This window comes from Actinotignum vesiculae (assembly GCF_051267215.1).
Taxonomy (GTDB): domain Bacteria; phylum Actinomycetota; class Actinomycetes; order Actinomycetales; family Actinomycetaceae; genus Actinotignum; species Actinotignum schaalii.
In genome coordinates this window covers 19,665-34,526 of sequence record NZ_JBOZGG010000019.1, presented here as the reverse complement: position 1 = coordinate 34,526, position 14,862 = coordinate 19,665, and the positions used below count along the sequence as shown (strand labels likewise).

Annotated in this window: 10 protein-coding genes; 3 read left to right on the top strand and 7 right to left on the bottom strand. The window is 61.8% G+C overall.

The features are described 5' to 3' along the window. Nucleotides 1–250: 250 nt before the first annotated feature. The 6 genes from ACRQHG_RS08795 to ACRQHG_RS08770 form a co-directional block, all read right to left on the bottom strand. Nucleotides 251–976, bottom strand: a complete 726-nt coding sequence (locus ACRQHG_RS08795; protein ID WP_435719979.1) for a hypothetical protein — start codon at nt 974–976, stop codon at nt 251–253. 9 nt (nt 977–985) lie between these two features. After that, the gene (locus tag ACRQHG_RS08790) at nt 986–1,651 is read right to left on the bottom strand and encodes a hypothetical protein (protein WP_435719978.1); all 666 of its coding nucleotides are present in this window, start codon (nt 1,649–1,651) and stop codon (nt 986–988) included. An 83-nt stretch (nt 1,652–1,734) separates the two neighbouring features. Next, the gene (locus ACRQHG_RS08785) at nt 1,735–2,442 is read right to left on the bottom strand and encodes a hypothetical protein (protein WP_435719977.1); all 708 of its coding nucleotides are present in this window, start codon (nt 2,440–2,442) and stop codon (nt 1,735–1,737) included. Nucleotides 2,443–2,515: 73 nt separating this feature from the next. Next, a complete protein-coding gene (locus ACRQHG_RS08780) occupies nt 2,516–2,833 on the bottom strand; it encodes a hypothetical protein (RefSeq protein ID WP_435719976.1) in 318 nt (105 codons plus the stop codon). Nucleotides 2,834–3,115: 282 nt separating this feature from the next. Continuing rightward, on the bottom strand, nt 3,116–5,743 hold the full coding sequence (gene clpB, locus ACRQHG_RS08775; protein ID WP_435719975.1) for an ATP-dependent chaperone ClpB: 2,628 nt from the start codon (nt 5,741–5,743) through the stop codon (nt 3,116–3,118). Between the two features lie 201 nt (nt 5,744–5,944). Beyond that, complete coding sequence (locus tag ACRQHG_RS08770) at nt 5,945–6,481, bottom strand: hypothetical protein (RefSeq protein ID WP_435719974.1); 537 nt, start codon at nt 6,479–6,481, stop codon at nt 5,945–5,947. Nucleotides 6,482–6,606: 125 nt separating this feature from the next. Between ACRQHG_RS08770 and ACRQHG_RS08765 the strand changes: the two genes are divergently transcribed. Then, the gene (locus ACRQHG_RS08765) at nt 6,607–7,623 is read left to right on the top strand and encodes an Fpg/Nei family DNA glycosylase (protein WP_435719973.1); all 1,017 of its coding nucleotides are present in this window, start codon (nt 6,607–6,609) and stop codon (nt 7,621–7,623) included. Here the strand turns inward: ACRQHG_RS08765 and ACRQHG_RS08760 are convergent. Beyond that, nucleotides 7,577–11,599, bottom strand: coding sequence for an FtsK/SpoIIIE domain-containing protein (locus ACRQHG_RS08760; protein ID WP_435719972.1), 4,023 nt, complete (start codon nt 11,597–11,599; stop codon nt 7,577–7,579). The two genes, ACRQHG_RS08765 and ACRQHG_RS08760, sit on opposite strands and share 47 nt — an antisense overlap. Before the next feature lie 334 nt (nt 11,600–11,933). Between ACRQHG_RS08760 and ACRQHG_RS08755 the strand changes: the two genes are divergently transcribed. Further along, complete coding sequence (locus ACRQHG_RS08755) at nt 11,934–13,379, top strand: hypothetical protein (protein ID WP_435719971.1); 1,446 nt, start codon at nt 11,934–11,936, stop codon at nt 13,377–13,379. Continuing rightward, complete coding sequence (locus tag ACRQHG_RS08750) at nt 13,373–14,818, top strand: type VII secretion protein EccB (RefSeq protein ID WP_435719970.1); 1,446 nt, start codon at nt 13,373–13,375, stop codon at nt 14,816–14,818. The genes ACRQHG_RS08755 and ACRQHG_RS08750 overlap by 7 nt, the downstream gene beginning before the upstream one ends. Nucleotides 14,819–14,862 lie beyond the last annotated feature (44 nt).

Genomic DNA, 14,862 nt, shown 5'->3' with positions numbered 1-14,862 from the left:
GATGTCCGTGGCCTACCCTGACCGGTTTAATAAGTATTTATAAACAATGCTCACACACAAACAACTTGACACACTCCTTTCCAACTATCCGGATCCCATTCGGATGCTGAAGCTACAGCCACTTCGCTTCCAGTTTCGTCAGCGCTCCCGGAATCGGAACCCCCGCTCGCGCAACCGCCCACCACTATGAGTAGCGAGCTAAAAACAGGTAGAACTCTATGCTTCATGCAACACCCCTATCGCCAGCAGATCAGTCGATCCCATAAAACTCTGTAATTGGCGGCCTTTCCGGACACACCTTCATAACTTCCGGCGTGATTCGGAAAGAAAGCTCACCGTGATTATCCGGCCACCAGCGATGCTCCGGATCGGTGTGAAACTTAGCAACATAGGTTTCCCGAGCGGGACGTTCGGAGATATCAACCTTATAACCATGCGCTTCCAAGCAGGGGATATAGTATCCATCCCAATAATCCCACTGCACCCGTAACTGATCCTCCGTCAAATTCGCAAGAAACTCTGGGTTAAGGAAGTACATCGATTTACATTCATAGGCCGCCATACCTAAAGCCTCCTGCTGCGATTCAGGGATCGGAGGATCAAACAGAATTCCCCCCTGCGGGGCAACCTCAGCGGAAAACCCTTTACTCCGCAAACATTCCGCATTCTTTTCATTGTCCGCGCGCGGAGAATCCATCCACTCAACTAAAGCAATATCAGGTGGGTTCGTAACTCCGATCGTCTCGGCATTACGCTCCAGCCAGCGTTTCCGGAAAGCTAGCTTATCTTCCTCACTTGTAAACTTAGGAGAAATCTCTATATCAGACTTCCATGAATCCGGATTCCATTCGGAGGAAGCGGACGTGGCTAATTCACGGTCAGCATTGCCAGCGGTTCCGGAATCAGAACCACCAGCAGCACAGCCAGTCAGCACTGTAAGGACAAGCCAGAGAGCAGATCCAATCTTATGTTTCATGACCGTATCTCATTCCACGCCATAAAACTGGGAAGCAGGAGGAATCTCAGGACAAACCTTTAACACCTCTGGAGGGATTTCGAATTCAAGAGATCCTCCATTGTTTGGCCACCAACGATGCTCAGCATCACTGTAAAACGTCGTGGCATAGGTTTCCCGAACCGGGCGCTTGGAAGTATCAACTTTGAATCCATGCGCGGCCAAACAAGGAATGTAATACTCATCCCAGTAATCCCATATCACCCTCAATTGATCTTCTGACCAATTGGTGAGAAATTCCGGATTCGGAAAATACTTCGCATAACACTCGTACCAGGCAAGGTCGTACGCCTCTTCTTGCGATTCTGGAATACTCGGGTCAAAAGCGACTCCGCCCTGAGGGGGAACATAGGCACTAAAACCCTTTTCTCTGTAACATTCGGCGCGCTTGGTATCCATCAATTCCACAGAGTTTTGCCATTCAACAAGAGCAACATCCGGAGGAGCTTCAATCCCAGAGTATTCTGCATTACGTTTCAACCACTGCGCACGGAAAGCAAGTTTCTCTTCCTCCGTGTGATAACGCGGTAAGATCTTTATTTTCGCTTTCCAGCTATTCGGGTCCCATTCGGATGCTGAAGCTACAGCCACTTCGCTTCCAGTTTCTCCGGAACTTCCCAAATCGGAATCAGCCACGGCGCAACCGCCCACTGCCATAAGTAGCGAACTAAAGACCGGTACAATCCTATACTTCATGCAACACCCCAATCCGCCGCGCATCAATCGATCCCGTAAAATTCTGTAATTGGCGGCCTTTCCGGACACGCCTTCATAACTTCTGGCGTGATTTGGAAAGAAAGCTCACCCTTATTATTCGGCCACCAGCGATGTTCTGCATCAGAGTAAAACGTCGTAGCATATGTTTCCCGAGCCGGACGCTCGGAGGTGTCAACGGTGAATCCATGTGCCGCCAGGCAGGGGATATAATATTCGTCCCAATAATCCCACTGCACCCGCAACTGATCCTCGGTCAAATTCGCAAGAAACTCGGGATCGAGAAAGTATTTCGAATAACACTCGTGTGTCGCCAAGTTAAACGATTCGTTTTGCGCTTCGGGAACAGCTGGATCAAACAAGACGCCGCCTTGGGGGCGAGCATGAGCACTAAATCCCTTAAGCCGATAACACTCGGCGAGTTTTTCATTGCGTTCCTGCGATACGTTTTGCCACGCAACAAGAGGAATATCCGGAGGATCAGAAAGCCCCATGGATTTCGCATTCCTCCGTAACCACTGGTCCCGAAAAGCGAACTTCTCATCCTCCGTGGTGAATTTAGGAGGAATCTCTATGTCAGAGGTCCAAGAATTAGGATTCCATTCTGAGGAAGCCGATGTTTGAGTATTTTCAGCTCCTCCAGAGCCTTCGCCTGCGCAGCCACTAATCGGGATCAGCGCAGCCACTACTAAACAAACAAAAAATCTCTTCATCGAGCTTCCCCCGCTAAATCGAGTGGGTGGCGAGGGGACCTCCCGCGCCACCCACTACAGCACTCAGAAATACTTACCAGTCAATTGGGGTGCAAGTAGCGTGAGTCGGTGCTCGAAGCAGTTCCTCCGCAGAAGCCCTCCAATTACCATTGAAATAACGGGAAACAACACTGGCGCTCAAGCTTTCATCACTAGAATAAAGATTTTCGCCACGCACCGAAATCCTCATGATTTCATATGTCTGCTGTTCCGCATACACCCCAACATGAGCCTGATTGAAGTTACATTTCTTGTAGCCACCCACCTGGATAGCACTGGCTGATGGCATAAACGCCACGATTGATAGCAGTGTTGCCGCGAATGCAGCACCTACTTTTCGGATAGTCTTCATGATCTGCCTCCTTTTCACCGTTGAAAGGTTGGGACTTGTGACCCTTAACGACGCTCGGATGAGCACCGTTAAGGCTACGCTAAAGGATGCGTTAATGATCTGTCAATACCTTGGTACCACTTAATTTCGGCAACCACATCGCGGGCACCGGCATCGCATTTAACGGCACACCTGTCGCAATATCCCACTCAGCGGCATCGCTGCCACCACGCTTCACTGAAACAGCAGGTCCGGGGTGTGCCGCGTCGGCACACCCCGGACGTAGATAGGGCAATTTAGTTATTAGGATTCAGCGCTGAGCCGCAGGGCATAGCTACGGCCCGAAGTCCCACCACTGGCCGTGGCATTTTCTCGGGTATCCACCCGGATGGTATCCCCGTCATGAGCGTCACCTGCGAGAATCATGCGGGCCAGCTGGTCACCGATCTCCCGCTGGATAAGCCGGCGTAGCGGGCGGGCCCCGTAGGCCGGATCGTATCCGTCCATCGTCAGGTAATCGCGTGCCGCCGGGCTCACATCCAGATGCATCCGCCGCTCACCCAGCCGCTGCTCCAACTGCGTGATTTGCAGATCCACGATCTTGCCGATTTCCTCCATGCTCAGCGGATGGAAAACAATCACGTCATCCAAGCGGTTGAGGAACTCTGGCTTGAAGTGCGCCCGCACCGCAGCCATGACCGTGTCATATTGGGCCGCCGCATCCATCGTGGGATCAGCCAAAGCCTGAGAACCCAAATTCGAGGTCAAGATGAGGAGGGTATTGCGGAAGTCCACGGTCCGGCCCTGGCCGTCCGTGAGGCGCCCGTCGTCCAAAACCTGGAGCAGAATATCGAACACATCCGGGTGCGCCTTTTCCACTTCATCAAGCAGAATCACCGAGTAAGGCCGCCGCCGCACCGCTTCGGTGAGCTGGCCACCTTCCTCATAACCCACGTATCCCGGAGGTGCCCCGACCAGCCGCGAAACCGAGTGCTTTTCGGCGTACTCCGACATATCGATACGCACCATGGCGCGCTCGTCGTCGAACATAAAGTCCGCCAGTGACTTCGCCAATTCCGTTTTCCCAACACCCGTAGGCCCGAGGAAGAGGAAGGAACCATCGGGCCGGTTCGGATCCTGCACCCCGGCGCGCGAACGGCGCACCGCATCAGAAACCGCCCGCACCGCATCCTGCTGACCAATAAGGCGATGCCCGATCTCCTCCTCCATATGGAGGAGTTTCTCCGTTTCGCCCTGCATGAGCTTACCCACCGGCACGCCCGTCCAGGCCGCCACCACTTCGGCAACTTCCTCAGAATCGACCCGTTCGGCAATCATCGGTTCATGATCGCGAGCCTGGCCATCCGCTTCTGCCGCTTCCGCCGCCGCGATCTGGCGTTCCACATCCGGAATATCGCCATTTTGGAGCCGCCCGGCATCCTCATACCGGCCCTCGCGGACCGCTAACTCAAACTCGGTGCGCAACTCATCCAGCTTGACCCGCAAATCACCCACCCGGTTGCGCCCGGCCTTCTCATTTTCCCACCGAGCGGTCAGGGCAGCTAATTCTTCTTTGCGATCCGCCAATTCTGCACGGATGGTTTCTAGGCGGTCGGCGGTAGCTGCGTCGTCGTCCTGCGTTTCAGAAAGATAGGACTCCTCCATGGTGAGGCGATCCACCTGGCGCTGCAAAACATCGATTTCCTCCGGGGAAGAATCCAATTCCATGCGCAGGCGCGAGGCCGCTTCGTCAATAAGATCAATGGCCTTATCGGGAAGCTGACGGCCGGTAATATACCGATTCGAGAGCTGCGCCGCGGCAACAAGAGCACCATCCGTAATTGTTACTTTATGGTGTGCCTCGTATTTCGGGGCGATACCACGCAAAATTGTGATGGTATCTTCCACCGAGGGTTCACCCACGAAAATCTGCTGGAAACGGCGCTCCAAAGCCGGGTCCTTCTCAATATTTTCGCGGTACTCATCCAGAGTGGTGGCACCAATGAGCCGCAATTCCCCGCGCGCGAGCATCGGCTTGAGCATATTTCCGGCATCCATGGCACCTTCGGAGCCGCCACCGGCCCCCACGATGGTATGGATCTCATCAATAAAGGTAACGATTTCACCCGCAGCCTCCCTGATTTCATTCAGAACAGCCTTGAAGCGTTCCTCGAATTCACCGCGGTATTTTGCACCGGCCACCATCGCGGCCACATCCAATTGGATGAGCCGCTTGCCGCGCAAAGACTCCGGAACATCACCATTGACCATGCGCTGCGCCAAACCCTCCACAACGGCGGTTTTCCCAACACCCGGTTCCCCGATGAGCACCGGATTATTCTTGGTACGCCGAGAAAGGACCTGGACCACGCGGCGAATTTCGCTATCGCGGCCGATCACCGGATCCATTTTCCCTTCCCGAGCCATCGCGGTGAGATCCTGACCGTATTTCTCCAGGGCCTGGAACGTGCCTTCCGGATCCGCACTATCCACCTTCGAGGTGCGCACGCGCGGCAGAGTAGCCCGCAGCGCCTCATGCGAGGCGCCGGCGTTCCGGAGGATCTCCCCCGCCTGGGACTGCGAAGCCGCAATCGCCATGAGGAGATGTTCGGTAGAAATATAGGCATCGCCCAAGCTGGTCGCTTCCTTGCCGGCCTCCGAAATCACTCGCGAGAGCGGGCGCGACGCCCCGGGATTTTGCACCGAATCCCCCGCCGAGCGCGGCAGCGAAGCCAGCGCCCCGGATACCCGCTCCGCGATTTCCACGCGATTAGCGCCCACCGCTTCGAGCAGGGCAAGGGCAATTCCACCTTCCTGGGCGAGCAGCGCGCTGAGAAGATGCACCGGCTCCACCTGGGGATTGCCCGCATCCGTCGCCGTGCGAATGGCCTGCGCCAAAGCTTCCTGCGACTTCGTTGTTAGTTTATCCATGACAACTCCTTACATCGGCGGCGGCTACCTGTTCACCACTTCGCCGATCCACTCATAGCAACGCAAGCTTTCTTGAGTCTATTCCACTCAAGTTAGAAGATGTGCGGAGCGGGCAGCAGAAAAGCGGCACTACCATTGCTTAGAGAGGCCGGCTGCCCGGTGGCGGCGTCGTCGTACCCGTGATACTGCCGCGACCCGAGGCTATACCGCGACATCATCTTCTTTTTCCTTAATCCAGGCGAGCGCTGCAGGCACGTCACCAACCGCGTACGTATCCACAACCGCGCGCCCGACCCCCACGTAATGCTTGAAGAAATCGATCCACTGCGCGCCCGCGCTCACGTCCTCGTCAATCGGGAGCACCCACAGGGGCTGCATGCCGCCCCAGGTGGCAGCCGTTTTATCCAGACGATCAATATCGGCTTGTGGAATATAAAAAATAGGTGTGCCACTCACCGCGTGATCCAAGCTCGCCGACAGCGCAAGAGCCCCAGAAATCCAATAAGTTTTTGTGATGAGCGCCAGATTGCGCAATAAATCTTTGCCGGTTTTATCGCTGTAGAGCAGCTGCCCGCCCCGTTCTCGCAGCGGCGCGGCCGGCGCGCACGCGGCCAGCAACGACGCGCGATCATGGACGCGCCCGGTTTCTTCCAGCCGAGCCAACGCATCCTCATCGGTGGCGGTCAGGCGCCCCTCGATTGCGCGAGAGAAAAGACGTACTGCTGCGTTCGGCTCCATACCCGCTATCCTAGCTGCCGCGTGCCGCGTCGCATATTGCGGGGCCGCGCGGAGCCGCACCGCGGGGCTCACCCGAACCCGCCCGCCTATACTGGATGAATTGCATACTGAATGGAGGAGGAGCGGTGCCGGAAGGTCACGCTATTCATCGTCACGGACGTATTCTCACGGCGCTTTTTGGTGGGAACGCCGTGGCGGCCAGTTCCCCGCAGGGGCGTTTCGCCCAGGGCGCGGCCCTGCTGGACGGATTGCGCGCCGGGCGGGCCCACGCCTGGGGCAAGCATCTTTTTTGGCCTTTTCTTTCCGCTTCCGAACAAGCCGCGGCGGGTGGCATTCCTGCCGTCGAGCTGGGCGACCCGCAGGCCACCTGGCTCCATATTCATCTGGGGCTTTACGGAAAATGGGCTTTTGCGGGGCCGGGGGTGGCCGGTTTGCACGGTGCCGGGATTCGGGTGAGCCCCACCGAAGATTCGGGGATGCGCAAAACCATCGACGGCGGGCAGGATGGCACCACGCGCCTGGTCGAGGCACCCACGGGTGGTCGCGATGGTCTACCGGAGGACAATATTCAAGTCCTGGGAGAATTGGCGACGACGCCGACAACTCGCTTGCGCCTCGCCGGGCCGGAGGCGGTTGCCCAGCTCACCGGCCCTGCCCGCTGTGAGATTCTCAGCGGGGAGGAAGTCCTCGGGGTGATTGCGCGGCTCGGCCCCGATCCTATTCGCAATGAGGAGGGTGACCGGCAGCGGTTCGTGGCCGGGGCGCGCCGCCGAAAAATCCCGGCCGGCCAGGTAGTAATGGACCAGGCTGTTGTGGCGGGCCCGGGCAATATTTATCGGGCTGATTGTTTGTGGCGCACCGGGATTTCCCCGCTGCGGCCGGCCAATAAGGTTTCCGAAGAACGCTATCGCGAGCTGTGGGATGACCTGGTGCTGTGCATGGGCCGCGATGTGGATTCCGGGATTATTGTGACGATCCCGCCCGAATTCCAGCCCGATCCGATTCCCGAAGGCGATCCGGAGCTCTCACGCTTCGCGGTGTATCACCGCACCGGCCGCCCGTGCGTGCGCTGCGGCGCAATTATCCGGGAGGAACTCATGGCGGGGCGGCGCCTCTTCTGGTGCCCGGGCTGCCAACGCTAGCCCGCGGGTTTTCCGGGGGCGTTCCAGGGCAGGCGGGGTCCATGCGACTGCTTTCGCCGAGGTTCGCCGAGGCGGGCGGGACCACACGGTTACTTTCGCTGAGGTTCGCCGCGACGGGCGGGGCCCATGCGAGCTGCACGGTATCTGCTGCCGGGCCGATAATAAGCTGTGCTCGGCCCGGAATATCGCGGCGAGCGTTCACGCCGCGATAGCGAAAATCTCCGGAGAGCAGGAAGACCGCCGGGGAAGTAGCCAGGAGCCGCCGCCACAGCGGGAGGTGGCTGAGGTGCGCCGGCTCCGCGGTGGCGAGGATCAGGTGCCAGCCGAGTTCTGCGGCATCCACGAGTACTTCGGCGAGGGGTGCGAGCGTAGAACTCTGCGGATCAAGAAGTTCGGCATCATCCACCATGACCATAATCGGTGCGGGTGGCGAAACTGGTGACAGTGCGGGTAACGGGGCGGACTCGGTGCGGCCGGTTGTATCTGGAGTATGGGCACGATCCGCCGTGCTGGGCGTTTGGGCGCGGCGGGCGGCGAGTACCTGGGCGAGGGCTTCCATATCCGCCCGAGCCTGCGTGGCACTTCGGTAACTTCCCGCAATAAGTTCGGGCGGGAGGCACGTGCGCAGGTGGCCGTGCGGGTCAATAAGAAAGAGCCGCGGGAGCGGGGCTATATGCGTTAATTGCTGGGCGAGGAGGCGCAGCGCCGCGCTTTTCCCCGAACCCGCTTCCCCAAAAATAAGAGCATGCCCGGTAGCGGCAAGATCGAGGGTTGCTGGCCCACGGTTGCGGGCGCTCATTCCCAAGTGCAGCGAATGTAGCGAAGGCTTGTGGAGGCCGCCTTCCGCGAGTAGATCCTGGTAGGTGAGGTGGGTGGGCAGTTCCCACAACTGGGGTGCGGGTGGCCCGGACCAGGCCGCGCGGATCTCGGCGAGGAGATCGCCCCGGCTGGGGCCGGGTGAATTCGCGGGCGAGCCGGGTGAATTCGCGGGCGGCGCGGTTGAATATGCGGGCGGGCTCGCTGCCTCTGAGTGAGTGGAGTGCGGCTGGGTGGTGGCGAGCAAAAAATGTTCCCCTGCCGGAGTTATCCCCCGGCCCGGGCAGCCCACCGGCACGGTGGCGGCGCGCCGGTGCGGGGCATGGGAATCATAAGGATCAGCCAGGCGCAGCTCTAACCGGGTAGTGAAAAAATCGCGCAGGTGCGCGGGGATCTCGGTGGGGCGGGCGGCCGTGGTAATAATGTGGATGCCGCTGGCCGGGCCGCGCTCAATGAGTTCCGTGAGCGGCTCGTCCAGTTCGGGGCGTACCCGCAACGCCGACCAACCGCGCAGGAAAATAAATATTTCTCCGAAAGGATCGGGGCTCGGCACTTCCCCGCTGCGTGCGGCTTCGCGAGCGCGAAGCATATTCCTCAGCTCGACCAATCCGGCGAGCATCCGCTCCGGCTCGGAATGATCGACCCGGAAACATATATGCGGCACATTAATAAGCGCGGCAAGCTCGGCCCCCGAAGCATCGCACAACACGTACTGCGCTTCGGTCGGGGTATATCCCAGCGCCAAAGCCCCGGCAATGGTCCGCAGGGCTTCATCGCATCCGGCTCCCGGTGCACCGAGCACCAGAAGATGAGAATCTGCGAGATCAATATGGAGTGCTTCGCGGCGTTGCAGCAGCGGAAGATCGCGCTCGCCGAGCGTGAGCCGGAGCGGGGCGGCGCGCTGACTCGGTGCATATACCCCAAACCGGGCTGAGGTACGCACCGCGATGAGCTCGGTGAGGTGGCGCGGGCGGGTGAGCGGCTCCAACCAGATCGGGTGGGCCCGCGGCCCAATCCCGCGCAGCGGTTCGAGTGCCGCGGTAAGTATGGAAGGCCCGTTCAGGGCCGTGCCCGGCCCAGGAACTGCACGAGTGGGCGGGGCGGCTGGTGACCCGGAGCTGCGTCGTCGTACCGCGGGGACCTGAGCCGGGCGGGCCGCGAGCGGTGCAGAAACATAAAACCCGGTGAAGCGATGCGGCGCACCGCCGCAGGCAAGGAAACCGCAACCGGGCTGGGGCGGGAGGTGGGCGGCCTGCGGGGTGCCGATGACCGCGCGGGATTCGTACTCGGAAAAAGTGCGCAGCGCGATGCGGTAGGACAGGTGGGAATCCAGGCCGCGCAACCTGCCTTCGTCCAGGCGCTGGGTGGCGAGCAGCAGGTGGATGCCGAGCGAGCGGCCCAGGCGGCCGATGGCGACGATGGTGTCGATGAGATCGGGGTGGTCGGCCAGGAGCTCGGCGAATTCGTCAATAATAATAAGGAGTGGTGCGAGAAGCGGGCCGGTGTGGGCGCCGCGAGCGCGCGCCGCCTCATATTCTCCCAGGTGAGAGTGCTGGCCGTGCTCGGCGAGCAGGTGTTGGCGGCGGTTCATTTCCCCGCGCAGAGTTTCCTCCATGCGTTCGCTCAGGGAGCTATCGCGTTCCAGGTTGGTGACCAGGGCCGCGGTGTGGGGCAGCTCGGCGAACGGATGGAAACTCGCCCCGCCCTTGTAATCGATGAGGACCAGGTTGAGCTGTTCGGGTGAATGGGTGAGGCAGAGCCCGAGGAGGAGCGTACGCAGCAGCTCCGATTTCCCGGAGCCGGTTGCGCCCACGAGCAGGCCGTGCGGGCCCATCCCACCGGCCGCGGCCTCGTTGAGATCAAGCCACACCGGGCCGCCCTGCGGATCGAGCCCGAGGGGCACGCGCAAGGTGGCGGCCGGGCGGTGAGTTGGGGAAGGCGAGCCGGGGAGCTGCGGAGCGGAGGACTGTAGAACGGGTGGCGAGGCGTGCGGCGAAACGGGTTGCGGCGTGAGGGATGGCAATCCGAGCAGCTTCGCGAAACCCTGCACGCCGGTGGAATCCTGCGCCGCAGTGCCCCGAGCACGGTAGAGCGCCCGGGCACAATAGGCCGCTCCGTCCAGGTCAAGCAGATCGGGTATCCCCCGGCGCACCCCCGCGCTATCGGCAAGGCTGAGATGCGCGGGCTCGGCACCCTCCGGATAATCCACAAGCGCGACGAGGCTGCCGGGTTCGGGGAGTGGGCCCGGCTCGCGCTGGGCAGGCCAGTCGCGTGCGAGCGTGCAGGGTTGATCAGGCGGGCCAGCTTCTTCCGGATGCGATTTTTCGCGCTCAGATTTGTCCCGAAAATGCAAAGTGAGGTGGGACGAGGAACCTGGGCAATCAGCCGCCCCGGAAGGCTCCTTAATAATAAGGTGTACGGCCTTTCCGAGCCCCGCCTCCGAGACGGCGTACGGGGGCAGCCAACTGAGCCAACCCGCCTCGGCCTCAGGCACATGATCGCCCGGGATAATAGCGAGATCACCAGGCGGAATGCTCGCCGCGAGCTGGCAGAGGAGGGCCCGCACCCAGGCCCAGGCCGCCGCCCCGCTCACCGTGATGGTGGAATACGAGGGCAGGTCGAGGAGTGCGGGGCCGGGGATCGGGCGCTGCACTTCCGTGGCACAGCGGTCCCGCGCCCGGCGGGCGGCGTCGTCGCGCTCCCCCGGAGGCTCCTCCGCGAGCGTGACGGAATATGGCGGCGCGAGCAGTGCCTGCCCCACCCGGATCGGGCCCGGTGGCGGTGGCGTGCCGCGGCCCAGGCGCTGCGGGAGCACGAGCGGGGCCGGATAGCGGTGCGCTTCTTCGTGGGTGCAGGACTCCAGTATGCGGGCGGCTTCGGCTTCGCACCTGGCCAGGGCGGCGAGGTAGTCGCGCCGCGCACCGTCGCGTTCCCCGGCATTGCGCCGCAGCCCCAGGCCCACATTGAGGAGCGCGAGCGTGAGCATGAGAACCCCGAGCGTTCCCATGAGGAGAAGCAGGTGGGGAGAGCGCCGGGTGGTGGACGTGAGGATCACGAGCATCACCACGGATAGCAGCGCGGGGAGGAACATGACGGCGCTCATTTTCTGCCCGTTGCCGCGATAACACGCAGGTGGCGCGGGAATGCTCAGGCCCTCCATGGCTTCCTCCTTTCGCGAGCGCGCTCTCCTTGCGGCACACCCTAGCGGGAGTTCGGTTTCTTGGCGAACCGCTATCCACAGCTTCGGTACGACGACGCATTTCTCTCGCACAGGGCCAGCTGGGCTTGTGGATAACTCTCTGGCCTGTGGATGAGCTCTGGTCAGGTTGCGGCCTTCTTGATACCGTGCCCTCACCCCGCGGCTGTAGCGGTGCGGGTGGGCTGCGGCAGGTATGCCGGGCGGTATGCTGCGCGCCGGGCGGGCGAGTGCTCTGGTAGGCGGGCGGGGCGGGTAGGCGGGCGGCGCTCACGTAAGAACGCAGAAAGGAGAGCATATGGCCGAAGAACTAACAGAATCACGCGGCACGCAACCGGCAGATATTGCGATTCCCGTCTGCGTGCATTGCGCGGGGCAGCGCGGCGAATTCGAGCTGGCCAGTTCGCTCTCACTAACGGCACTTATTCCCGAGGTGCTGCGCCTCCTCGCCCCGGATTTTGCGGCTCCCAGCTGGACGGTTCGTACCGCCACCGGGCAACGGCTGGATCCGAGCCTGCCGGCAGGGGACCTGCTCTCCCCCGGAGTCTGCCTTTTTATTGACGGGCCCGAGCCTCCCTCGCCGCCGCGCAGCGACCCGGTTCTCAGTCGTATCCGCCATTCCACCTCGCATGAGCGCGGCGAACTTTCCCCAACTGCACTCCGCACCTGTGCCACAGTACTGGTGGTGGTATGTGGGCTGGGCCTGGCCGGATATACCGCGCGGGCTGCGCTCCCTCACGCGCTTGCGCTTCCCGTGCTGGCCGGGCTCGCGCTCGTTTTCCTCGGTCTTGCCCGCGTGAATTGGGTGCATGCTCGCCGGCGGGAAGGCCCCGGGGCGAGCACGCGGGCGCAGCTGGTGGTGTTAGCGCTGCTCGCGGCCAGCGGCTGGGCGGGGGCAGCCTGCGGGTGGTGCGCGGCCCCGCTGGTTTTGCCAGGTGCGGGACCGCGTGGGATTGCAGCCGGGAGCTTTCTTCTTATCATCGCGTTGCTGGCCCGGGCGGTCGTTCCCGTGCCGGGCGGCCGCAGCATGCTGTTGAGCTGGGCACTTGGTTTGCTGGCGTGGGGCGGCAGCGCCCTGCTTCACGCCCGGCTTGCCGAGCCGGCTACCCTCGTGATCGTGGTGGCCTTGGTCTGCACGGTCCGCCTGATTGCGCCGATTGTCTTGCGGTTGAGCGCGCCCCCGCCGGAGCTTCCCGCCGCCGGCATAGCGGATTTACCCGCGGAGCGCAGCCCGGAAAACTGGGCCCGCATCCTCACCCTCCGCACCCTGGGCGGTGAAGCCGGCACAGTCTTCGTGATCGCCGCGCTGCTACCGCTGGCCTACCGCCCAAATATTCTCAGCGCGGCCATATGCGGCACGGCCGTAACTGTGCTCGGGCTGCGTGCTATAAGTATGCGCGCCGACGCCGCGTTTGTACTTCGGCTTGGTTTCTTCCTTCTTCTTGATGTGGAGCTCTGCGTGCTGGCCATGCGGAACCCAGCAGCGCACGTAGCACCAAGCCTTCTTGCTTGCTTGGTGGCTCCCGCGCTGGTGAGTGTTCCCGCTCTGTTCCTCGGATATCGGAGCCCTCGGGAAACACTGGAGAACTTGGAACCCCTGAAACCCCTGGGGGCTACCGAATATCGGGGCCGCGGCGTGCGTTCCGAAGCCCGGCTTCTTCTCATCCGGCGGGTGGAGATCGCCGAGCAGATTCTTACCGCGCTGCTTGGCGCCGGGATAGTTATTGCGGTCAGCCCATGGTAAACGCGCGCACGATTATGAGCTCCCGCCGTTTTCGGCGCCGCAGCATTGCGGGCGCGTTGTGGTGGGGCCTACCGCCTCATGAGGAAGCGCCCCGCCCGGGATTAGCCGGGCTGGCCGGAGCTCTTGGGCTTGCCCTGGTGGCCGCGACCGGTACCGGGGCAGCGCGGGCGCTCTCACCGCAGCTTCCCGATGGCTGGGAGGATGGCACTGTTCTCATCGCCGCGGAGAGCGGGGCGCGCTATCTCAGTTCCGGTGGAATTCTCCATCCCCTAACCACCCTGGCTGGCGCTTATCTTTTGTATCCGGAAGGCGTGGCGACCCATGTGGTCCCGGCTGCCCGGCTCGCAGATGTACCGCGCGGGATACCGGTGGGAATTCCGGGTGCTCCCGATTCTTTACCGAGCGCAGCCGAGCTGCGTGACCCGTGGCTGGTGGCCTGCCCCGCGAGTGTGACCAGCTCGCAGAAAAACAACGCGGAAAATACGCAGGGCCAGACCGCGCCGGTACCTCTGGCGGCCTCAGCCCCACTCCCTGAATTCGGTGGCGCGGTGCTGGTGCGAGTTCCGGGCGGTTTGTGGCTGCTTGCTGCCGAGCAACGCTATCGGGTGAATATTCCGGAAGCCGCTTTCCGTAGTGAGTTTCCGGGCTTACCGGTGCTTGAGGCGCCGCCTGCTTGGGTGGAACTCTGGGCGGAGGGCCGGGCCCTTACACCGCTCAGCGTTCCCGCTGCTGGCGAGCCGGCCGGGTATCTTCCCGGTATCGGAGAGGCCCGGGTTGGTGACCTGGTTGCTTTTGCTGGAAGTGACGGCACCCGCACCTGGTTCCAGATCAGCTCAGGCGGGGTACTCGAACCGCTCTCCCCCACCGCTTTCCACCTGTATCGACTCTCCGAGCACAGTGCTCGGGCGCGGGTATACGCCCTTAATCCGGCAGCTCGCTCCCATCTCAGTTTTCGCGAAACCGGCCCCGGAGACGGCTGGCCCGCTGATCTCAGCGCGCTCGCCACTCCAGCTTCCGGCCCGACTGCTGGTGCGACTGCCGGTATCGCTTCCGAGCATGGTTCCGCTACCACTTCGCACCCAACTCCCGATGCCGCGCAGCCCGGCTCCGCGCGGGTATGCGCGGCTTTCCACGCGGGACGCTCGTTCCTGGTGCACGCACCTGAATCCCCGGTGCCAGTCAGCGGAGCTGCGCTCGTGACCGGCACGAATGCGGGGAGTGCCACTCTCTTGCAGGGAAGCACCCTGGTAGATATTGCCGATCTTGACCGGCTGCGCCGGGCCGCGAACTGGGAGAACATCACTCCGCTTGAGCTCCCACCTGCCTGGCGCTCCTTGCTTCCCGAGCCGGCCGCGGTTCTTTCCGTCGATGAGCTCTGTACCGATCCTGGCGGTACCGCCCGGACCGATATTGCTGCCTGCACCCGGCACCGGCCGTGAATAACCAGGCCCGCGGATGCATTCACCGCCACACCTGACTCACC

What these genes read in the sequence shown, in the direction of transcription:
- ACRQHG_RS08750 (WP_435719970.1), top strand. Translation starts at nt 13,373, where the DNA reads ATGGTAAACGCGCGCACGATTATGAGCTCCCGCCGTTTTCGGCGCCGC.
- ACRQHG_RS08795 (WP_435719979.1), bottom strand. Translation starts at nt 976, where the DNA reads ATGAAACATAAGATTGGATCTGCTCTCTGGCTTGTCCTTACAGTGCTG.
- ACRQHG_RS08770 (WP_435719974.1), bottom strand. Translation starts at nt 6,481, where the DNA reads ATGGAGCCGAACGCAGCAGTACGTCTTTTCTCTCGCGCAATCGAGGGG.
- clpB (WP_435719975.1), bottom strand. Translation starts at nt 5,743, where the DNA reads ATGGATAAACTAACAACGAAGTCGCAGGAAGCTTTGGCGCAGGCCATT.
- ACRQHG_RS08755 (WP_435719971.1), top strand. Translation starts at nt 11,934, where the DNA reads ATGGCCGAAGAACTAACAGAATCACGCGGCACGCAACCGGCAGATATT.
- ACRQHG_RS08760 (WP_435719972.1), bottom strand. Translation starts at nt 11,599, where the DNA reads ATGGAGGGCCTGAGCATTCCCGCGCCACCTGCGTGTTATCGCGGCAAC.
- ACRQHG_RS08780 (WP_435719976.1), bottom strand. Translation starts at nt 2,833, where the DNA reads ATGAAGACTATCCGAAAAGTAGGTGCTGCATTCGCGGCAACACTGCTA.
- ACRQHG_RS08785 (WP_435719977.1), bottom strand. Translation starts at nt 2,442, where the DNA reads ATGAAGAGATTTTTTGTTTGTTTAGTAGTGGCTGCGCTGATCCCGATT.